This window comes from Oribacterium sp. C9 (assembly GCF_002007235.1).
GTDB lineage: Bacteria > Bacillota > Clostridia > Lachnospirales > Lachnospiraceae > Oribacterium.
This window is the reverse complement of sequence record NZ_MUHW01000015.1, coordinates 22,826-44,890: the sequence shown is the minus strand read 5'-3', so window position 1 is coordinate 44,890 and position 22,065 is coordinate 22,826. Positions and strand designations below refer to the sequence as shown.

General features: G+C 44.9%; 21 protein-coding genes, 1 tRNA gene and 1 pseudogene. 22 read left to right on the top strand and 1 reads right to left on the bottom strand.

Annotated features, from left to right (window positions below):
* Positions 1–164 precede the first annotated feature (164 nt).
* The 6 genes and pseudogenes from BXO88_RS10360 (at position 165) to ispF (ending at position 6,821) form a co-directional block, all read left to right on the top strand.
* Entirely contained in the window at positions 165–1,256 is a 1,092-nt protein-coding gene (locus BXO88_RS10360) for a PucR family transcriptional regulator (protein WP_078037661.1), read from the top strand.
* Between the two features lie 230 nt (positions 1,257–1,486).
* A pseudogene (gene ftsE / locus BXO88_RS10355) lies at positions 1,487–2,140 on the top strand (cell division ATP-binding protein FtsE); the annotation flags it as partial.
* Between the two features lie 308 nt (positions 2,141–2,448).
* A complete protein-coding gene (locus tag BXO88_RS10350; protein ID WP_078037705.1) occupies positions 2,449–3,357 on the top strand; it encodes a cell division protein FtsX in 909 nt (302 codons plus the stop codon).
* A 2-nt stretch (positions 3,358–3,359) separates the two neighbouring features.
* Positions 3,360–4,613 carry a murein hydrolase activator EnvC family protein gene (locus BXO88_RS10345; protein WP_078037659.1) on the top strand — a complete coding sequence of 418 codons (1,254 nt, stop codon included), beginning with the start codon at positions 3,360–3,362 and terminating at the stop codon, positions 4,611–4,613.
* Positions 4,614–4,714: 101 nt separating this feature from the next.
* Positions 4,715–6,271, top strand: a complete 1,557-nt coding sequence (locus tag BXO88_RS10340) for a S41 family peptidase (protein WP_078037658.1) — start codon at positions 4,715–4,717, stop codon at positions 6,269–6,271.
* Between the two features lie 82 nt (positions 6,272–6,353).
* Positions 6,354–6,821: a 2-C-methyl-D-erythritol 2,4-cyclodiphosphate synthase gene (ispF, locus tag BXO88_RS10335; RefSeq protein ID WP_078037657.1), complete on the top strand. Its 468-nt coding sequence runs from the start codon at positions 6,354–6,356 to the stop codon at positions 6,819–6,821.
* Between the two features lie 108 nt (positions 6,822–6,929).
* Here the strand turns inward: ispF and BXO88_RS10330 are convergent, their stop codons facing one another.
* Entirely contained in the window at positions 6,930–7,862 is a 933-nt protein-coding gene (locus BXO88_RS10330; protein ID WP_168171683.1) for a diacylglycerol/lipid kinase family protein, read from the bottom strand.
* Between the two features lie 202 nt (positions 7,863–8,064).
* Between BXO88_RS10330 and BXO88_RS10325 the strand changes: the two genes are divergently transcribed.
* The 16 genes from BXO88_RS10325 to BXO88_RS10250 all read left to right on the top strand — a co-directional run bounded on the left by BXO88_RS10325 (position 8,065) and on the right by BXO88_RS10250 (position 21,918).
* Complete coding sequence (locus tag BXO88_RS10325) at positions 8,065–9,543, top strand: S1C family serine protease (RefSeq protein WP_078037655.1); 1,479 nt, start codon at positions 8,065–8,067, stop codon at positions 9,541–9,543.
* Positions 9,544–9,870: 327 nt separating this feature from the next.
* Positions 9,871–11,277 (top strand): cysteine--tRNA ligase, encoded by a 1,407-nt coding sequence (cysS, locus tag BXO88_RS10320; RefSeq protein WP_078037654.1) that lies wholly within the window; start codon positions 9,871–9,873, stop codon positions 11,275–11,277.
* 11 nt (positions 11,278–11,288) lie between these two features.
* Positions 11,289–11,732: a Mini-ribonuclease 3 gene (locus tag BXO88_RS10315; protein ID WP_078037653.1), complete on the top strand. Its 444-nt coding sequence runs from the start codon at positions 11,289–11,291 to the stop codon at positions 11,730–11,732.
* Between the two features lie 9 nt (positions 11,733–11,741).
* Positions 11,742–12,482, top strand: coding sequence for a 23S rRNA (guanosine(2251)-2'-O)-methyltransferase RlmB (rlmB, locus tag BXO88_RS10310; RefSeq protein ID WP_078037652.1), 741 nt, complete (start codon positions 11,742–11,744; stop codon positions 12,480–12,482).
* 231 nt (positions 12,483–12,713) lie between these two features.
* Positions 12,714–13,445 (top strand): YoaK family protein, encoded by a 732-nt coding sequence (locus BXO88_RS10305; protein ID WP_242945198.1) that lies wholly within the window; start codon positions 12,714–12,716, stop codon positions 13,443–13,445.
* 113 nt (positions 13,446–13,558) lie between these two features.
* Entirely contained in the window at positions 13,559–14,446 is an 888-nt protein-coding gene (gene aroE / locus BXO88_RS10300; protein WP_078037651.1) for a shikimate dehydrogenase, read from the top strand.
* 88 nt (positions 14,447–14,534) lie between these two features.
* Positions 14,535–15,215 (top strand): YczE/YyaS/YitT family protein, encoded by a 681-nt coding sequence (locus BXO88_RS10295; protein WP_139355571.1) that lies wholly within the window; start codon positions 14,535–14,537, stop codon positions 15,213–15,215.
* An 87-nt stretch (positions 15,216–15,302) separates the two neighbouring features.
* Positions 15,303–15,375, top strand: a tRNA-Thr gene (locus BXO88_RS10290).
* Between the two features lie 386 nt (positions 15,376–15,761).
* Complete coding sequence (locus tag BXO88_RS10285) at positions 15,762–16,073, top strand: hypothetical protein (RefSeq protein ID WP_139355570.1); 312 nt, start codon at positions 15,762–15,764, stop codon at positions 16,071–16,073.
* A 142-nt stretch (positions 16,074–16,215) separates the two neighbouring features.
* Complete coding sequence (trxA, locus tag BXO88_RS10280; protein WP_078037648.1) at positions 16,216–16,533, top strand: thioredoxin; 318 nt, start codon at positions 16,216–16,218, stop codon at positions 16,531–16,533.
* Positions 16,534–16,712: 179 nt separating this feature from the next.
* Positions 16,713–16,913, top strand: a complete 201-nt coding sequence (locus tag BXO88_RS10275) for a 4Fe-4S binding protein (RefSeq protein ID WP_078037647.1) — start codon at positions 16,713–16,715, stop codon at positions 16,911–16,913.
* Entirely contained in the window at positions 16,910–17,479 is a 570-nt protein-coding gene (locus BXO88_RS10270; RefSeq protein WP_330395141.1) for a 4Fe-4S binding protein, read from the top strand. The genes BXO88_RS10275 and BXO88_RS10270 overlap by 4 nt, the downstream gene beginning before the upstream one ends.
* A 391-nt stretch (positions 17,480–17,870) precedes the next feature.
* On the top strand, positions 17,871–19,151 hold the full coding sequence (locus BXO88_RS10265; protein WP_078037646.1) for a dihydroorotase: 1,281 nt from the start codon (positions 17,871–17,873) through the stop codon (positions 19,149–19,151).
* A 556-nt stretch (positions 19,152–19,707) separates the two neighbouring features.
* On the top strand, positions 19,708–20,340 hold the full coding sequence (locus BXO88_RS10260) for an MgtC/SapB family protein (protein WP_168171682.1): 633 nt from the start codon (positions 19,708–19,710) through the stop codon (positions 20,338–20,340).
* Between the two features lie 4 nt (positions 20,341–20,344).
* The gene (locus BXO88_RS10255; RefSeq protein ID WP_168171681.1) at positions 20,345–21,052 is read left to right on the top strand and encodes an MgtC/SapB family protein; all 708 of its coding nucleotides are present in this window, start codon (positions 20,345–20,347) and stop codon (positions 21,050–21,052) included.
* 290 nt (positions 21,053–21,342) lie between these two features.
* The gene (locus tag BXO88_RS10250; RefSeq protein WP_078037643.1) at positions 21,343–21,918 is read left to right on the top strand and encodes a glycerol-3-phosphate responsive antiterminator; all 576 of its coding nucleotides are present in this window, start codon (positions 21,343–21,345) and stop codon (positions 21,916–21,918) included.
* Positions 21,919–22,065 lie beyond the last annotated feature (147 nt).

The window sequence follows — 22,065 nt, the reverse complement described above, 5'->3', positions numbered from 1 at the left end:
TAGGCAATTTGTCTTTAACAAAAAGCAGATTGTCACTTGAATCTTTTTGTCAATTATTCTATTCTATAAAGAAACCTTGAACTTAAATGTTGATTTTAGTAAAATACAATTAATTATGGGTAACAGCGGACATTTTTCTTTTTTCCGTTAAGATAGGAGAACATATGATTTCAAATCAGGTTTTACAGAGCACCATTGACTCGCTGAAAGGCATTACAAGAGTCGATATTGCTATCGCCGATATCGACGGCAAGATTCTTTCTTCTACATTTTCAGACGAGCAGTACACAGAGTCTATGGTATCTTCCTTTGCAGATTCTCAGGCAGACAGTCAGGCAGTAGGCGGATATCAGTTTTTCAAGATCTTCGATGAGCACCAGCTTGAGTACGTTCTCATCGCAAAGGGCGACACCGACGATGTTTACATGGTCGGAAAGCTTGCTTCATTCCAGATCCAGACTCTTCTTGTAGCGTATAAAGAGAAGTTCGATAAGGACAATTTCATAAAGAACCTTCTTCTCGACAACCTGCTTCTTGTTGATATCTACAACCGCGCAAAGAAGCTCCACATAGACATTGGCGTAAAGCGTGTTGTTTATATCATCGAGACTGATAAGGGTTCTAACGACTCAGGTGCTTTGGATGCACTCAAGACACTTTTCGCAACAAAGACAAAGGACTTTGTTACAGCTGTTGATGAGAAGAATGTTATCGTCGTTAAGGAAGTTAAGCCAAACGAGACAGCAGAGGAGCTTTACCATGTGGGTGAGACCATTCTCGACATGCTGGAGACAGAGGCTATGATCCACGCACGCGTAAGCTTCGGTACAGTAGTAAACGAGATCAAGGATGTTTCCAAGTCATACAAGGAAGCAAAGATGGCTCTCGAAGTAGGAAAGATCTTCTACGAGGACAGAAACATCATCGCTTATAACCGCCTCGGTATCGGACGTCTGATCTATCAGCTTCCGCTTCCACTCTGCAAGATGTTCATCAAGGAGATCTTCACAACTATTTCTCCTGATGAGTTCGATGAGGAAACACTTACAACCATTAACAAGTTCTTTGAGAACAACCTCAACGTATCCGAGACATCAAGACAGCTTTACATCCACAGAAACACACTTGTTTACAGACTGGATAAGCTTCAGAGATCAACCGGTCTTGACCTCAGAGTATTTGATGACGCCATCACATTCAAGATCGCTCTTATGGTAGTGAAGTATATGAAGTATATGGAGTCCATCGATTATTGATCTTCACATTATTAAGATAATTGAAATATAAAAGTCGGTTATGGGTGTTTACACCGTAACCGGCTTTTTCTATCATGAAAGTGTCGTATATGAGGAAAAAAGCTGCGCGAATATAATGAGCGAAGCGATTTCCGAATATACATCCAGGATTTCGTGAGCGCGCCAGCGCGAAGAAATCCGTACTTTCATGATTACTTATACCATTCCACACCAAAAGAAAGAATTACCTTATGATCGAACTCAAGGATGTCTCAAAGACATATCGCACCGGAGTAAAAGCACTTCGTAACATAAATCTCACCATCAGCGATGGGGAGTTCTGCTTTATTGTGGGGAAAAGCGGTTCCGGCAAATCAACGCTGGTACGTCTTCTTACAAAGGAGCTTGATACAGACAGCGGAAGTATAATCGTCAATGACACTGACCTAAGAAAGCTAAGAAGGAGCAGAGTTCCCGCCTACAGAAGACGTCTGGGGGTGGTTTTTCAGGATTTCAGACTGCTTGAGGACAGAACGGTTTACGAAAATATAGCATTTGCCCAGCTTATCATAGGAAAATCCGATGCCGAGATCTTTGAAAATGTCACTAAGATACTCGGACTCACAGGACTCAGCTCCAAGGCAGATTCCTATCCACGCCAGTTAAGCGGCGGAGAGCAGCAGCGCACAGCCATAGCCAGAGCTCTGGTCAATCGTCCGGAGATCCTTATCGCCGACGAGCCTACAGGTAACCTCGATCACGAAAATGCCGAAGAAATAATGAAACTTCTGGAAAGGATCAATGCTCAGGGCACCACCGTAATCGTCATCACCCATGACAGAGAAATGGTAAACCGCATGAACAGACGCACGGTTTCCATGTCCATGGGAGAGATCATTTCTGACCGTATTCCGGGAACCGCTTCCGGCTCTGCTACTTATACTGAAGACTCAGCCAAAAAGTCCATATTGCTGCCTTTTGAGAAGCCTGAGCTGTCGGTTCGCAAGCCATTTATGGCTGAAACTCCTGAAGAAGCTATCGACTCAGAAGAAAAAACAGACTGGACAGAGGATTGGGAAGAAGACTGGGACGAAGAAGAGGACTGGCTGGATGATGAATTTGACTCTCCGGTATACAGTGAAAAAAAGCCGACCCGCGGCCTTAGGGGCGCCCATCGCCCACACCATAAATCAGCAAAGGAGGGCACGAAATGATGAAGGCCAATGCATGGATCTACTGTATACGTTCCGGCTTCAAAAACATTTTCCATAACAAGCTTTTTTCGGCTGCATCCACAGCCACCATTTCGGCCTGCATTTTTCTTTTCTGCCTTTTCTTTGCGATACTGACCAATGTCCAGAACATGGCAAAAACCGCAGAAACTACCGTAGGCATCACCGTTTTCTTCGATGATGACGCAACGGAAGAAGAAATAAAGACCATAGGTCATGAAATCGAAACAAGAGACGAGATCAAAAGCTGGAACTATACCTCTGCGGAGGATGCATGGAAAGAGTTTAAATCAGACTACTTTCATGACAATGAACTGATGGCCAGAGCCTTTGCTGAGGACAATCCTCTTGCCGGCTCCCAGAGCTACGAAATATTCCTCAACAACATCGCGGATCAACAGGAGATAGTTGACTGGCTCTACAGCTTTGACGCAGTAAGGCAGATCAACTACTCAAGCGCCGCCATAGAGGGTCTCAGCTCCTTAGAGCATCTGATCTCCTCACTGAGCGCTGTCATAATAAGCGTACTTCTGGCGGTTTCCGTTTTTCTCATTTCCAACACCATTTCCGTTGCGGCTCAGTTCAGGCGCAAGGAAAATGAAATCATGAAGATGATAGGCGCCACCAACTTCATGATACGCCTTCCTTTCCTTGTGGAGGGTGTGGTACTGGGATTTGCAGGCGCAGTTATTCCGCTCGTAGGCATTTACCTTATATATGAGCGAGCTGTAACCTATGTCAATGATCACTTCCTCGGCATCAGCACCCTCTTTGCACCTATTCCCATCGGAACAGTTTTCCCTCTGATGGTGGCAGCGGCAATGGGGCTCGGCGTAGGTGTAGGATTTGTAGTATCATTTTTCACCATACGGAAATCCCTTAGAGTTTGATTATGAAGAAATATAAGATCAAAAAACTAAAATTATTCGCTGTGATGGCCCTCATGTCACTTCTCTGTACCTCCATGCCTGTCACTGCGGCAGAGAAGGAACAGCAGTCCATCAAGGACTCAAAACAGATAATCAGTGACAGCAAGGAAAAGATAGACACCCTAAAAGCAGAGCAGAAAAAGGTCAACAAAAAGATAGATGAACTGAAGGATCTCAAAGCCGATACCGCAGCCTATATAAAGGCTCTCGACCAGAGCATGACGGATATCACCACTGAGCTCATGTCCATCAACGACGCCATCGAAAAGAAGCAGCAGGACATCAGGTTCACTCAGGAACAGCTGGCTAAAGCAACCCAGACTTCATCAGATCAGTATGCCAGCATGAAGCTCCGTATCAAGTTTATGTACGAAAAGGGCGATACCAGCTTCATCGACATGATCCTGAACGCAAAAAGCTGGTCAGAGCTTCTGAACAAGGCTGAGTACATATCCAGGATCACCCGATACGACAGAGAAAAGCTCAACGAATTTGAAGAGACAAGAAAGCTGGTGGAGGACACCGGAATCCAGCTTCAGGCTGAGAACGCACAGCTCACAGAACTACAGACTCAGGCTCAGGCAAAGCAGCAGAGCATACAGACTCTACTCGATCAAAAAAATAAGGAGCTTGCTTCCTATTCGAAAAAGATCGCGCATGCTGAGAATGAAATCGAGGAGCAGCAGAACAGCATAGATGATCTGAAGGCAGCCATCAAAGCTCAGGAGGCCAATATCGAAGCCATGGAAAGAGAGATTGCCCGTCAGGAGGAAGAGGCGCGAAAGAAGGCCGAGAAAAACGGTTCCGAATATAAGGAAAGAACCATGACAGGAGGCTTCAAGTGGCCATGCCCTTCAAGTGGCACCATCTCAAGTCACTTCGGTTCCCGCGAATCACCGACGGAGGGTGCAAGCTCCTATCACAAAGGCATTGACATCGCAGCCTCTACCGGCTCCAGGGTCATCGCGGCCGCGTCCGGAAAGATAGTCATCGCCACATATTCCGCAAGTGCCGGAAACTATATCATGATAAGCCACGGTAGCGGTACCTACACCGTCTACATGCATATGTCCAGTCTCAATGTCTCAGAGGGAACCGAGGTTTCCCAGGGGGACACCATCGGCGCCGTAGGATCAACAGGATACTCTACAGGCCCACACCTTCATTTCGGCATCCGAAAGAACGGCTCATATGTAGACCCGGAAAGCTACCTGTGATCACAGGCGACAGATCTGAAACCAGACTTCAGATCTGTCGCTTTTTCTATTGAACACCTTAAGAAAAATTCCTTTGGCATTATAGAAAAAAGAGACATATAATGATGGGTATGCAAGACAAAGATTTAAATTTAAACAAAGAAACAGAAAATATCGAAACCGATGCTCCGACAACGAATAAGAAGAAGCCGATTTTTGGAAACTTCGACTTCGTCTACGGTTTCCTTTTGGGACTTGCGGTCATGTTTATAGTCGGCGGAAGCACATTTTACGTATACTTCTTCGGTATACCGCCATTTATCAACGACCTCCTCGTCAGTCGCGGTGCGGGCAATGCTTCCATGACTCTGGCGAGCGCCTCAGAGCTTCAGTCAGGAGACAGGGGCTATACATCGGCAGTAGAATCTGCATCAGAAAACTCCAACGGGTTGGTGACAGGCTCTCTCAATATGGCGGCTATCTCCAGGAAACTCGGCATGATTCAGGGGCTCATCGATCAGAACTACCTTTTCCCCGAGGATCCGGACAAGGCAGCAACCTACATCTATAAGGGACTCCTTGCTTCACTGACTGCCGAGGATCCTTACGCTCACTACTACAGTGTTGAGGAGATGCAGGAAATCAACGCCAGCAAGCAGTCTTCCTTCCACGGCATAGGAGCTCTGGTCCGGCAACTTGAGGGCAGCAATGAGATAGTAGTCACAAAGGTCTACGAAGGAAGTCCCGCTGATGAGGCAGGTCTTCAGGTTGGAGACATTTTCTACAAGATCGACGGAATAGACATTACAAAGATGTCCGTTTCCTATGTGGTTGAGAACCTGATCCAGGGTGAAGACGGAACCTCCTTTGACTGCACCGTAAAGCGTTATGGTAAAGAAGTTTCCATGCGTATATCACGAGGAACTGTGGAGATACCTCGTGTACGTTACGGAACTCTGGATGAGTTTGAAATCGAATTAACCGACGAACAGTTAAAAACTCTTTCTGCCAACGCTTCTGCCTCCGATTCATCGCTTTCAGCAAAGGATATCGGCTACATAGCTTTTTCAGCCTTTCATGATGCCGAGGAACGTCAGACAAAGCAGGCTCTGGACACACTTGTGGACACTGCAAAGATAAAGGCGCTGATCATTGACATGAGAGGAAACAGCGGCGGAAATATAGAAGTAGCTACATCACTTATCGACTACATACTGCCCGACGATCTCACGATGTATACGGAAGGCAAGACAGAATTTGCTCAGGGAAAGACTCTGTTGCTATATACCAGAGACAAAAACGGAAAGGGCAGTGAATGGTATGCCGATGACGGACATGAGATCGACCTGCCTATAGTTATCCTCCAAAATCAGAATTCTGCTTCTGCTGCCGAACTTTTCTCAGGCTGTCTCAAGGATTATGACCGTGCCTCTATAGTAGGTACCGTCTCCTATGGAAAGGGCATAGTCCAGACCATTACATCACTTAAGGATGGATCTGCAGTGGAGTTCACTACACATTACTACTATATTCCATCCGGTCTAAACATTCACAAGGTAGGTATCAAACCGGATGTTGAAGTCAGTCTCGGAAGCAATGCCGAGGATTATATGGTGGAACTAAAAGACGACAGGCAGATGCAGAAGGCAGTAGAGGTACTGATCGAAAATATCCGCTGATTTTTGAAACTGTCAAATTTAAAAATAAGTTATGATGTGATATAAGTGTAATAAAGCACATATATTTTCAGAAAGGACTGCTATGAGAATAGGAACAGGTTATGACGTACATAAATTAGTGACGGATCGTAAGCTCATCCTGGGAGGCGTTACGATTCCTTATGAGCTGGGACTTTTAGGTCACAGTGATGCAGATGTCATCACCCACGCCATCATGGACGCACTCCTCGGAGCTGCTGCGCTGGGTGATATAGGTCAGCATTTTCCTGACAATGATCCGAAATACGAGGGTGCCGATTCCATCAGCCTCTTAAAAGAGGTGGGGAACATCCTGGCGAAAGAGGGCTATCAGGTTGGAAATATCGATTCCACCATCATAGCCCAGAAGCCAAAGCTCATGAGCTATCTCCCTGAGATGCGCAAGAACGTCGCAGACGCCCTCGGCATCGATATAAGTCAGGTTTCCATAAAGGCCACAACAGAGGAACGCCTCGGCTTCACAGGAAGAGGAGAGGGCATCAGCTCACAGGCTGTTGCATTACTGGTGTAATACGAAAAAAGTAGCGGGAAACGTTTCCCACTACTTTTTTTATAATGATAATTGATAAGTCCACCGCATTGCTTCGCTTTCGCAGCCACCTGATACAGGACTTATCGCTCATATCTTCAATCTAAGCTTCTTCGGAATACAATTCAGAGTGAAATCACAGTTCTTTCCCACGACTTCTCCATCCACATGAACCGGAAGAGGATTTGAAGTATGGATCTCCGCCTCCTTACATCTGTATAGATGAAATCCTGTACGGGTAACATGAGTCCCGAAAACACTGGAAAGCATGATCCACAGTAAGCGCCACTTATGTCTGGTGCTGACTATGCAGATATCCAGCTTTCCGTCAACGCCGCTGGCATTTGGACAGATCAGATAACCACCCTCATAGGGATGTACATGGGCAGAGATAAACATGATGTTGTTGAACTCGTGTCTCTTTTCTCCATCCAGGATCACATAACCTTTAGTGGGTTTCAGCTTGAAGAACTCCCTGATCATGGTCTTCAGGTATCTCAGTTTTTTATAATGATTCAGTTTCTTCGGCTGATTCTCACAGGTACACTTCACTGCATAGATATCATCAAATATGGCAGCATCGAGACCTATCCCCGAACATATGGCGAAACGCCGGTTCAGAGCAGAACAGTTAAGCACTCCGTAATCCAGAAGTATCTCATCGGAATCACTGAACAGTCTCTTGAGCTGGGCCTTTAAATTGTATTTTCTTCGGAAGGAGCGGGCGATGTCGTTGTCAGACTTCGTAGGAATATAAGCAATGGATATCCTGTTACAATCCATATTTATCCCGTCCACCACCTCGTTGAAGGTTCCTTCTCCTCCGATGACAGTGATGGTTTTCTCAAACTGACACTTATCAGACAGCTGACGGGCAAATTCCCTTGCGTCTCCGCTCTTTTCGGTTATATAAGCCTCAAAGTTTTCGGCATTTTGAGTCTTACTCAGATATCTGAGAACCTTATCCCAGATTTTACGTCCTCTGCCTTCAGACGCATGCGGATTTACGATGAAATAATACATTGAACCTCCAGTAATGACACACACAGAGTATAGCATCGAACCACCGGATTTTTTCTAAAATAAGTATAAAAATAAATCAAAAATTGCCCTTTTTCACTATATGAAAATTTTATTTTTGAAAACACAAATTGAACACAGAATATAGGTATCATACAAGCAAAATCAGAATGTGAATTGATCAGTTTCAGGAGGGTAATATAGAATGAAACGAGTAGCAGGAATAATCGGGGGAGCGATCCTTTTCGGCGCAGTTGCCGGCGCTTCTATGGTAGGTGTCAATGTTGCCGCTCAGAGAGCAGGTATAGCATATCAGCAGACTGCAAACGTAATAGCTGAAACAAAGCCACAGCAGGAGACAGCCGCAGCACAGCCTGAGAACACTGCCCCTGCCGACAACAGCAGCACCGGCAGCAACACTACAGTCATAAAATCAGCTGCAGGTTCAAACATCTCCGGCAGCGTGACAGATGTAGTCAAAAACACCATGCCGTCAGTTGTTTCCATAACAAATATGGTGAAGTACCGTCAGAACGGTTTCTCTATTTTCGGAGATTTCCAGAGCTATGAGACAGAGATCCCGGCCAGCGGTTCCGGTGTGATCATCGGTAAGAATGATACAGAGCTTCTCATAGTTACAAACAACCATGTAATCACATCTTCAGAGTCTCTTTCTGTGACCTTCGTGGATGACGAAACTCTAGAGGCAGAGATCAAGGGAACCGATGTCTCAGCAGATATCGCGCTTCTTTCAATCAAGCTTGAGAACATCCCGACCAAGACTATGGAGGCTATCTCCATCGCCACATTCGGTGACAGCGACGCAGCAGAGATCGGAGAACAGGTAGTTGCCATCGGTAATGCTCTCGGCTATGGACAGTCAGTGACCACAGGTATCATCTCTGCGAAGGACAGAGACATCGCTACAAACAAGGGGTCAAGGACCGGTCTTATCCAGACAGATGCAGCTATCAATCCCGGCAACTCCGGCGGCGCACTTCTCAATATGAAGGGAGAGGTCATCGGTATCAATGTTGCGAAGTCCGCTTCAACAGATATCGAGGGAATGTGCTATTCGATTCCTTCTTCTGTAGCCAAGAGGGTAGTGGAAAAGCTTTCCAAGCTTGAGACCCGTGCAGAGGTTTCCAAGGAAGAGCGCGGTTATCTCGGTGTATCTGTAAAAACCATCGACGAGCAGACAGCAGCAAGCTTTGATATGCCTCAAGGTATATTCGTTTACAAGCATACAGAGGGTTCCGATGCAAAGAATGAAGATCTTCACGAGAAGGACATCATAACCGCCATCGAAGATCAGAGTGTAACTAACTTCAACGAGCTCGCAGATATTCTTTCCAGATATAAAGCCGGAGAGAAGGTTCGCCTGACAGTTCAGCGTCCAAACGGCGACAAGTATGATGAGCTTAATGTAGAGGTTATTCTCGGAACAGCCGAGACATCATCTACTATAAAGGACGATTCCAATTCATCCGGTGCTTCCGGCGGAAAGAATGACCCGTTCTCAAGAGATTACAACCCTGACGGACAGAACGGAAACAACGGAAACAATGGTAACGGTGATTCCGGAAACAACGGCTCGGATGGTCAGAAGAGTGGAGACGGAAGCATTAGCGCAGACGACATCATGAAGGCTTTCCAGGATTTTATAAACCAGTATCAGAGATGATCCTGATTTATCCGACCGATATCGACTTTTGACTCAAGTCATATCATAAGCCTATCTTTTTAGATAAGGCACCGGATGCCGGCAAATCAGAACGCCTTTGAATCGATTATATTGACAGGCGCAGCGGTAAAACTCCGCTGCGTCTTTTTTGTCCGCTTTTTCTTATTATTGACTCATAGTGGCTTAAATATTACAATAATTGGCATGTAAGCCTGCGGAGAGACGCGCAATTCTTGGCGAATATGGTCATTTCATGCACCTTTTATACAGAAAAGCCTGTTTCAGGAACGGATAGCATGAAGGCTCCCAAAGGCAAAGGAGAAAGTTATGAAGATTTTCAATACAATGTCTCGAATGAAGGAAGAGTTTCAGCCGATCGAACCCGGAAAGATCCGTATGTATGTATGCGGACCTACTGTTTACAATTTCATCCATATCGGCAACGCTCGTCCTATGATCGTTTTTGATACATTCAGAAGATACATGGAGTATCAGGGCTACAAGGTCACCTACGTTTCAAACTACACAGACGTAGATGATAAGATCATAAAGGAGTCCATCGAAGAGGGTGTTCCATGCTCTGATATCACAAAGAGGTTCATCTCAGAAGTTGAGAAGGATATGGCAGACCTCAACATCGAGGAAGCTGTTCATCCAAAGGCAACAGAAGAGATCCAGGGCATGATCGACCTTATCAAGGATCTGGTTGACAGAGATGCAGCTTACGTGGCAAAGGACGGTACAGTTTACTTTGACACCACCTCCTTCAAGGACTACGGTGAGCTCAGCCACAAGAACATCGACGAGCTTCAGTCAGGTTTCCGTGACCTGAAGGTTTCAGGAGAGGACGGAAAGAGAACTTCAACAGACTTCGTTCTCTGGAAGCCAAAGAAGGAAGGAGAGCCTTATTGGGAGTCTCCATGGTGCGATGGTCGTCCGGGCTGGCACACAGAGTGCTGTGTCATGGCTCCAAAGTACTGCGGCGGACGTCTCGACATCCATGCAGGCGGCGAGGACCTCATCTTCCCTCATCATGAGAATGAGATCGCCCAGTACGAGATGGCTCACCACGAGAAATTCGCCAACTACTGGATGCACAACGCATTCATCAACATCAACAACCAGAAGATGTCCAAGTCTCTCGGAAACTTCTTCACAGTACGTGACATCACTTCACAGTATGACCCTCGCGTGCTTCGTTTCTACATGTTGAGCGCTCATTACAGAAATCCGCTTAACTTCTCAAGAGACCTTATGGACAGTGCCAAGACTTCACTTGAGCGTATCCAGACAGCCATCGAGCGTCTGAGAGAGCTGAGCGCAAAGGCTGCAGAAACAGAGATGACAGCTGATGAGCAGGAGATGATCAAGTCCGTTGATGCTCAGCAGGAGATGTTCAACCAGAAGATGGATGACGATCTCAACACAGCAGACGCCATCACAGCAGTATTCGAGCTCGTGAAGATCGCCAATGTCTCTGCCACAGAACAGAGCACAAAGGCATTTACAGATTACGTCCTCGAAAAGCTTGAGCTTCTCATGAGCGTACTCGGTATCAGAACAGTAGTAGAAAAGGATGACCTTGACAGTGCTGTTGAAAAGCTCATCGAAGAGCGTCAGGCAGCCCGCAAGGCAAAGGATTTTGCAAAGGCTGACGAAATCCGCGACAAGCTTCTCGAGATGGGTATCGTTCTCAAGGACACCCGCGAAGGCGTTAAGTGGAGCAGAGCGTAAGCCGGTATTTTATGACAGATAATTTTTTTGAACTTTACAAAGAGAAACTGGATCTCAAAGCGGTGGATGTTCAGACAACTTCACCGCTTGTCTTTGCGTACATAGGCGACTGCATCTATGACATGGCAGTACGTGAGTACGTATTGACTCATTTTCCCGGCAATGTCAATGACATCAACCGTAAGAAAACCGAATTCGTCTGCGCCAGTGCCCAGGCTGAGATCATGGGCTGGCTCATCGGAAACGACATGCTGACAGAGGAAGAGATGTCTGTGTACAGACGCGGAAGGAACCATAAGTCTACTACACACAGTAAGAACAGCTCTATTCAGGATTACCGCAGAGCCACAGGCTTTGAAGCATTGATCGGATACCTGTATCTGACGGGGCAGTACGAGAGAGTACTGGAGATCGAAGCTGCAGGAATTAAACATTTGCAGGAATTAAACAAGTAAGAGGTAAAAATGAGAGACGAACAATTTACCATAATCGGAAGAAATCCCGTCATTGAAGCTTTCCGTGCAGGCAAAGCTGTTGACAGGCTGTTCCTCCAGGACGGTATACATGACGGTCCTGTATCGACCATCATAAGAGAAGCAAAGAAAGCCGGAATCAAGCCGGAATTCGTAAAAAAAGAGAGACTTGATGAGATAGCGGGACAGGGTTCTCATCAGGGCGTTATAGCGTACCTCGCAGCGTTCCACTACAGCAGTGTAGAGGAAATCCTGGAGTATGCCCGTTCAAAGAACGAGAGTCCTTTTATCTTCATACTTGACGGTATAGAAGACCCGCATAACCTTGGTGCCATGATACGTACAGCAAATCTCGCAGGCGCTCATGGCGTTGTCATTCGCGAAAGACGTGCAGTAGGTCTCACATCAACTGTTGCGAAGACTTCTGCCGGAGCTCTCGAGCATACAAGAGTCGCAAAGGTAACAAACATCGGACAGACCATCGAAGAACTCAAAAAGGAAGGTCTCTGGTTCGTATGTGCCGATATGGGCGGAGAAAGCATGTATCGCCTCAATCTTAAGGGCGCAATCGGTCTCGTTATAGGAAACGAAGGCGAGGGAGTTTCACGTCTCGTAAAGGAGAAGTGTGATATGGTGGCATCCATCCCTATGTTCGGAGACATTGATTCTCTCAATGCTTCCGTTGCCTGCGGTGTCCTCGCGTATGAAATCGTAAGACAGAGACTGAATTAAGTTTTTTTATCAGAAAACAGTATTTTATAGCAAACATGAAAGCCGGGCATGTCGTCCGGCTTTTCTTTTTTTTAAAAAAGTCGTATCCTTATACCTAACGCTGATCAGGATACCTTTTTAACTCATTTTCCTGATGCATATAAGGTCATTTACATGATATGTATAAATAAATTTGTGGGGCAAATATAAACTCGAGTGAACTCTATTCGTGCATGACCCATGGAGGTAATAATGAATCAAATCATGGAAGAAAAATCTGAAAAGACTGAATTTCTTGAATGCGAGAAGATCTGGGTCTTCTGGGCTCTTATTTTCGTCGGAGGATTTTATGGTGCATATACCTACAGTCTGAGGGGAGGTGTTTTCTGTAATGCTCAGACCGCAAACATCGTACTCTTCAGCATGCATCTCGGCAACGGAGAGTGGCGTCAGGCTGCCTATTACCTGATTCCTTTCTCTGCATATCTTGGAGGAACTGTTATTTCTGAGGTTCTCGCAAAGGAGATAAAAAAATATCATTTCCTTCGCTGGGACACCATCCTTGTGGGCATAGAACTTATTGCCGTAATTTTGTTAGGACTTATGCCTGCATCCTGGCCGGACCAGATCTGCCAGGTGACTCTTAATTTCATCTGCGCCATGCAGTTCAACACCTTCAGACAGGCTGAGGGAATAGGTATGGCAACGACCTTCTGTACCAACCACTTAAGACAGTTCGGATCGTACATGGTACAGTTCTTACGCAGTAAAAACAGCTCGGTCGGCAGGAAATGCAGGCTCCATGGAAGCATGATGTTCATCTTTGCCACAGGAGTTCTGGCAGGAACATTGGGCTGCAAATTCATGAGTTATCATTCCATCTGGGGTGCCGGGGTAGTACTTTTCGTTGTATTTATAAAACTGCTTTATGCTGACAGAACCTACGAAAGAGAGCTGCTTGCCGTTACACCCCACGGACACTGATAGCTATGTTCCGGGAAGTTTTTAACCTGCGCACCTTATTCCGTGTAGCAGAGACAGTTTCAACTGACTATGACGATGTTTGATCTGATGATAATCTGAAGGAGAGTTGCCTTATGGAAATTTCAGGAAGAACCAAAATGATCTGCCTTCTCGGCAGCCCTGTTGCCCACAGCCTTTCACCTGCCATGCATAACGAAGGCTTCAAACAACTGAATCTCGATTACAGCTACCTCGCTTTCGACATCAAAGAGGGGGAGCTTCAGGGTGTTCTGGACAGCTTCAAGCGAATGGGTGTGAGAGGTTTCAACCTGACCATGCCTTTGAAAACAGAGATGGTGAGTCTCTGCGATAAAATGAGCACCGCTGCGGAGATCGCCGGAACCGTAAACACTGTTGTCATAGAAGAGGACGGAACTGTGACAGGACACACCACTGACGGTATAGGATTTACCGAGTCAGCACGTCAGTCCGGTGTGGATTTCGCAGGAAAGAAAGTTACACTGCTTGGAACAGGAGGAGCAGGTATCGCCATACTTGTTCAGCTCGCCCTTGACGGAGCAGGAGAGGTCACTGTGTTCGAACGCGCAGGCAGCCGCTTTAAGGACCGTACCGCAAAGGTTGTCAGCGAACTGAATTCCCGTACTTCATGCAGAGTAAATGTCCTTGACTATGATGATTCAAGTCTCAAAAAGGAGATCTCAGAGTCAGCACTTCTTATTAACGCTACTAATGTCGGCATGGCACCAAATACAGAGGGTAATCTCATAAAGGACGCCTCATGGCTCACTGAGAGAGCGCCCGGTATCACTGAGCCCCTCGCCGTTTCGGATGTGATCTATAATCCAAGGAAGACAAAGCTTCTTGAAATGGCAGAAGAGTGCGGTCTCAATGCTTTTAACGGCATGTATATGCTCCTCTATCAGGGGGCTGCCGCTTTCGAACTCTGGACAGGACAGAAGATGCCGGTGGAGATAGTGAAAGAGAAGTATTTTAAGATTTGATATTGACGTCATGATCTGATATAGAATCTTTCCGCGCATTAATATCAATATATAACAAAATTACGGTACGTTCATTTATAGGATAATTATGAATATAAAGTGTAAAAAGAATATTTCACGAATAACCGCATACTGCATTGGCATGATTGTCCTTGCCATGGGACTCACGCTGAATGCCCAAACACATCTGGGAGTAGCGCCCGTGATGTCGATGCCCTACAGTCTTTCAGTTATACTTGGTAAAGACTATGGAAATGTGACTTTGATCATATATGTGATATTTGTGTTCATTGAGATCCTGATACATCTCTATTTAAAGCAGCATCGGGATATCATAGTTGATCTTTTTCAGATAGCCTTCAGTCTTGTTTTCACAAGATTTTTAAATATCTTTAAGGATATATGCCCGGATTTCCTTACTGATCTCGGCGGTTCAGTCTGGGGCAGTATGCCAAGCCGCATCCTGTTTCTCGGCTTAGGCATAGTTCTCACAGGTGTAGGGGCAGCAATGATGCTCAATGCAAGAATCATCCCAAATCCTGCAGACGGCATGGTACAGGCGTTTTCCGACCTTACAAAAAGGGATATAGGTCTTGTAAAGAACTGTCTGGATGCGGTATGCGTTTCCATTACCTGTGTGATGAGCTTCTTGCTTTCAGGAAGTCTCGTTGGCATCGGGATAGGAACATTATTGTCACTTATAGGAGTAGGGCGAGTTATCGCAACCTACAACCGCCTGGTTCTTTCGCCCCTGCCGGTGAAGAAGTAATAATCCCTTGTCCTTCAAAACAAAAATTCCATTTGACTTTATGCTGTTCATATGGTAACTTTAATAAGTTCTCACTGAGAGAATATTGCTGGTATAGCACAGTCGGTAGTGCGTCGCATTGGTAGTGCGGAGGTCACCGGTCCGATTCCGGTTACCAGCTTTTTTTATTTCTGTATTTTCAATATGTTTTAGGTCACAAAATGACGTTTTTCCGTCAGTTGTGGCCTTTTTTGTTTCCGGAAAATCCTGCTACGGAATATCCACGGAATAATTCCATAGAAGTTACGGAACAATTCCGTAGGTGATTTTGGGGAAAAATTGTGGAAAGGAATTTTAACCAAATCTGTAATTTAAATACCAATTGGATTTTGTATGAGCCTGTTGTAAAATTTTGATTGTAATTATTTAATTTAAAAACAAACAAGAAAAAATATTCCAGGATCTATGAAGGAAAAAAATGTTTAACATAGTAAAACTGCTTGGCGGAAAAAAGATAATTCTGATGTGATGCTATATGGAAGTAAAGAACTGACAAGACAGACATTTATGTTTGGAGCCATGGCATCCGTATTTTTTGTTATATGGCTCATTATGTACAAGATGTCAGAAAGCATTGAATATAATGAAGAAGCAGCTGAAAATGTGCTTATAGCGGGAGTTTTAGGAACGATACTATCAGCGATAGCCACTGTGATCACGACCATTGCCTTTAATTACGAAAAAATAAAAGGAGGAGACAGGCTCTATACAGCAACAGTAATGCTTACAACAGCGTTATTTTTCCTTGCATTTTGTATAGTGCTCAGTGTTATGGCCAGAAAGGAAACCAAAAGATTGGCAGGAAAAAATTCAACTTAGTACTTGATTAGTTTTCGATTCTGTGTATACTTATGTTATACAGTTAAATAGTGCACAACTTAATTGTGCTGTTGATCTGTTGGAAGGCAATTACAGCCCTGTAATATCAGTAATGGTTTAAGTATTAACGGAGGTATTAAATATGGAATACAAGTTCACAAAGGATAATTTTCAGAAGGAAGTTTTAGAGAGCGACATTCCTGTACTGGTTGATTTCTACGCAGACTGGTGCGGACCATGCAAGATGATGTTCCCTGTAGTAGAGGCACTTGCAGAGCAGTATGACGGAAAGATCAAGGTCGGTAAGGTAAATTCCGACGAAGAGATGGATCTCGCAACATCTTTCCAGGTACGCAGCATTCCATCATTCTTCCTGATCAAGGATGGTAAAGTAGTAGAAAACATTGTTGGCGCTATTTCAAAGGAAGCTCTCGAAGAGAAGCTTAACAAGCTCATCTGAGCCACCATTAACTTTTGAATTTTACAAGTATAAGCTGCCTGTGATCACCCCCCATAGGCAGTTTTTTTATTGCGATTCATCCTGTTTATCAGGAGTATACGCGGACTGATTTCCCATACACTCCAGTGTGTGGAGAAGTCCGAAATCAACCATAAAATCACTTTATTCAGGAGAGTACAATGGCATCAAAAAATGTAGCATCAGTCTCAAAGGACATATGTGTTGCCTGCGGCGCATGCACCAAAGTATGTCCGAGACAGGCGATATCCGTAATAAACGGATGCTTTTCCTTTGTTAACGAAGACCTGTGCGTCGGTTGTGGCAAATGCGCCAAAACATGCCCGGCGGACTGCATACTTATAAAGGAGAGAGCATCATGAAGAAACAATGGTATGATTATCTTTGGATATGGTCCATAGTGTATTTCGCACTTGGATTTTTCAACATTCTTTTCGCATGGCTGGGCATGATAGACTTTATGCTGCCACTCATTTTCGCTATCTTCGGCGGAAACAAATTTTTCTGCAACAACATGTGCGGAAGAGGACAGCTTTTAAACAAAATCGGCACTGATCTGAAGTGTTCACGCAACCGTAAGACCCCAAAGTGGATGGTCTCAAAATGGTTCCGCTACGGCTTCCTCATCTTTTTCCTGACAATGTTCGGTAATATCGTCTTCCAGACATGGCTGGTGGCATCCGGCGCAGAAAATCTCCGTGAGGTCATCAAGCTTTTCTGGACCTTCAAAGTACCTTGGGGCTGGACCTACACTCAGGGCATGACCTATGACTGGATAGCCCAGTTCAGCTTCGGATTTTACAGTCTGATGCTTACATCGACTCTCATAGGAATCATCGTAATGCTCCTTTTCAAGCCAAGAAGCTGGTGTACATTCTGTCCTATGGGAACAATGACTCAGTCCATCTGCAAAATAAAGAATCATTGAGAGCATACATATAACAAAAATACGGTAGCTGTGATCCCCACAGTTACCGTATTTTTGTTATATGTTAACTTCCTTTCTACATGCTTTTCCCTCATCAGTCACCTAAAATGTATATTGGGTTCTTGATTCCGATTTCACATAGATATGGTGTCAAGAACTTCTGATTTATCTTTTATCTAACTTTTATATGCTCGCCATATATAATTTTTATAGCGCAAATCTTACGAAAATCTTGCAAAAGTCCTTGCAATACTCTATACTAAATTTAAGCAAAATTCTACGATAAGTAGGAGGTAGGGACCAATGAAACCTACAGCAATATAGAGGTAAGTGACCAATACAATGGCTTACCTCTTTTTTGTTGTATATAAGAAAATCCCGGGAGGCAATTATGAAACTGATAAAAGGCGGCAGAGTCATTGATCCTGCAAACAATATTGACTGTATTACCGACATCGTCATCGACGATTCAGGAAAGATCAAAAGCGTCGGAGCTTCGGATCCGGAAGCATCCTACGAAGAGGTGATAGACGCAAATGGAAAGGTGGTAGCTCCCGGTTTTGTGGATGTCCACGTCCACTTCCGCGACCCGGGGTTAACCTACAAAGAAGACATCCAGACCGGTGCTGCAGCAGCTGCTGCCGGAGGCTACACAACAGTCATCTGTATGGCAAATACAAAACCACCCGTTGATTCTGTCGAAATTCTTACGGAGCTCGTAAAAAGAGAGAAGCAGCTTCCTATCCATGTACTTCAGACTGCCAATGTCACTATGGGCATGCAGGGCAGAGAACTTACTGATATGGATGCGCTGCTTTCTGCAGGCGCAGTGGGATTCACCGATGACGGCGTGCCTATTGCCGACGAAAAGCTCATGGTGGAAGCATTGGCAAAATGCAAAGAACTGGACGTTCCCATCTCACTTCACGAGGAGGATCCGGTTCTTATGAAGAGCGCCGGCGTGAACAAAGGTACAGTCTCCGACAGGCTGGGTCTGGGAGGTGCTCCGGATGAAGCAGAGTATGTTCTCGCAGCGAGAGACGTGATGCTCAACAGAAAGATAGGGGCGAAGCTCGACATACAGCACATATCAAGCGGAGTTACAGTAGACGTTCTCAGGGCTGCAAAAAAGATGGGCATAAAGGTCTATGGCGAGGTAACTCCCCAGCATCTTGCGGCAACTGAAGAGCTGGTTCTGGAAAGAGGCTCTCTTGCCAGGGTGAACCCTCCACTCAGAACAGAAGAGGACCGTCAGGCTCTGATCCGCGGACTCGCAGACGGAACCATCGACATGATAGCAACTGACCATGCACCTCACAGCATCGAAGAAAAGTCAAAGCCCATAGCAGAGGCTCCAAGCGGAATGATAGGCCTGGAGACCGCTCTCGGACTCGTAATCACTCACACGGTACGAACCGGACAGCTTTCCCTTTCTCAGATCATAAAGGCTCTTACCATAAATCCGGCAATGCTTTATAAGCTTAATGCAGGCACCCTCTCGGAAGGTGCTACTGCCGATATGGTCATTTTCGACCCTGAAGAGCAGTGGACCGTACCCGAAAAGTTCGCTTCGAAAGCCACAAATTCTCCTTTCATCGGGATGAGTCTGTACGGAAAGATAAAAACCACGATCTGCCGCGGAATTATAGTGTACGAAGATACTGCGAACTGAATCATCTGCAACGGAATTATAGTGCACGAAGATACTGCGAACTGAATCATATACAGCTAAATCATTTGAGACCATGCGCATATGCATGGTCTCAAATAAACTCAAAATCTTTTTCATTTTGTGCTAATACTCCGAATCCCTCTGTCGATATACTTAATGCAAAGTAAAATATTTGTAATTTTTTTAAACAAATCGCAATGTTTTACTTAATTTGTGACACTATTGTGACATTTATGTTGCTATACTTAAGTCACAAAAGAAAAACAAAAATTGATGTGACCAATCCAATGGCATCGATTACAGTAAGAATCCCTCAAGTTTGTCCTCCCTATATCTTAAGCTTGAGGGGTTTTTATTATGTGCTATACTTAAATCATTAACTTGTTCGTGAGAATAGTATATTGTAAGGAGATTAGAGACTGCTGGTATATTTTTTATTCAGGGTCTCTCTTTGTTATTTATGGCACGTGATTTCTATATTTATATCCACCAGTTCAATTTTTTCTCTGTCACCCTGAGGCTTATACTGGCCTTATTTCTGGGTGCCTTTATCGGCATGGAACGAACACGCACCAGAAATGCCGCCGGCATGCGCACGCACATGATAGTCTGCATCGGCGCAGCACTCACCATGCTCCTGAGTCAGTATGAAATTTTTATGATGTACTCACACTGGACAGATATCATAAACACATACTCCATAAAGCTTGATGTATCCAGATATTCCGCCCAGGTCATAAACGGAATCGGTTTCCTGAGCGCCGGTACAATTATCGTCAACAAAAAGCAGAAGGTCCGTGGACTCACCACTGCAGCCAGTCTCTGGGCTTCCGGCTGTACAGGTATAGTGATAGGTGCCGGATTCTACGAGTGTGTGCTTTTCGCTTTCCTCATGATCCTCATATGCAATGTCTTTTTCGGGACCATCTCACGAAGTATCATTTCCAACTCAAGAAATATCAATATATTCATAGAGTATTCCTACGGAACGGATCTAAAACAGATCCTTCTCTATATTAAACGTCTGGGTATAAAGATATATGATGTAGATGTGGACAGGGGACAGCCGAAGACCGGTATCAATCCGAGCGCAGTCCTTCTCATGCAGCTCCCCAAAAGGATGAACCACACAGATATCATCAAAAAGCTTTCAGAGCTTGACTGCATTTCCATGATTGATGAGGTATAGAACTATGATCAATGAGTTATATTATTTTCGAGATATAAATTTTACATCCGTGTTTTTCCGAATGTTTCTGGCGGTCATCTGCAGCGGGATCATAGGCATTGAACGCGAATACAAACGCCGTCCTGCAGGTTTCCGTACCCACATACTGATCTGCCTTGGCGCCTGCATAACAAGCCTTACAGGACAATATCTCTCCATAAATCTCCACTACAGTACGGATATGTCCCGTCTCGGTGCCCAGGTGGTGGCGGGTATAGGTTTTATCGGTGCCGGTGCCATCATCATGACCCCGAAAAATCAGGTTCGCGGACTCACCACATCAGCAGGACTCTGGACCTGTGCCATCATAGGTCTCTGCTTCGGAGGCGGCTTCTATGAGGGCGGTATACTGGCAACCATTCTTATACTCCTGTCGGAGCTAGTCTTCTCAAGACTGGAATACTGGCTCACCAAACGGATGCCAAAAAAGATCATTTACATAGAGTATTCCTCGGATACCATCCTTGACAAAGTCTTCTCCATGCTGAGAGAGAAGGGGATAGGTATCGAGAGCATCCAACTCAGCCGAGGCGAGAACACAGGTGACTTTTCTCTGCGTTCCGCTGTTATCTATCTGGAATCTCACAGCATAAAAGTTGATAATGCTCAATTTGATTCCCTCTTTCAGGATTTCGAAAATATGGAGGGAATAGAGACTTTGGAAATCATTTAACTCGATTCTTGGAAGAACAGTTTAAATAAGCTATCATATGACTTGTGGCAGATTATGCAGGTCATTTACGACCATATAGAAGTTTTTTTTAATCTTTAAACTGTTTTATGTTGTATTGCCTTTCTTCAGGTGCTAAAATAGGTTCATAAATATTTTGCCGTAGAGAGTAGAGAGTATGGCAGTGAGCAGTTTATACAGGCTGCTTACTTGCGTATACTCTCTTTTTTTGTGCGTAAATTCGGATACGTTCAGTTCAAGCAGCGAAAAATTTACATGTTGAGGAATCATCTATGCAAAGAAAAGAATTCATCGAACAAATTGAAAACAATCCGATCATCGCAGCCATCAAGGATGACGCCGGACTTGAAAAGTGTCTGGAAACAGACATTGGCGTCATATTCGTTCTCTATGGTGATGTCTGCAGCATCCCGAAGATCGTGGATCGCATCAAGAATGCAGGAAAGACCGTGGTCATCCATGTTGACCTGATAAACGGACTTTCTTCAAAAGAAGTTTCTCTTGATTTCATCAGAAACTACACTGCGGCAGACGGTATCATCACCACAAAGCCAAACCTCATAAAGCATGCCAAGGAGCTGGGGCTCAACACCATACTGAGATTTTTCATGCTGGACAGTATAGCTCTTCAGAACGTGGAAAAACAGAGCCATGCAGATGTACAGCCCGACATCATCGAAGTACTTCCGGGCATACTGCTTCCCGAATTTTTCGAGAAGATAAGAAAGATATCGAGAGTTCGCCTTATGGCCAGCGGACTCATCACCAACAAGACAGAGGTGCTAAACGCCCTGAACAACGGCGTTATTTCGATATCAACCACAAATCAGTCTATCTGGGAAATGTAAAGCGGCCCACTCTATGAAAGCCCTTCACGATTTTTCACCGGTGATATCTCAGTACAGCTTCATCTCATAAAGAAAATATCGAAGCACTGACGGAAGAGTCCGGAATATGCAAATACTATATAAAAAGAACACTAACTAAATTATCAA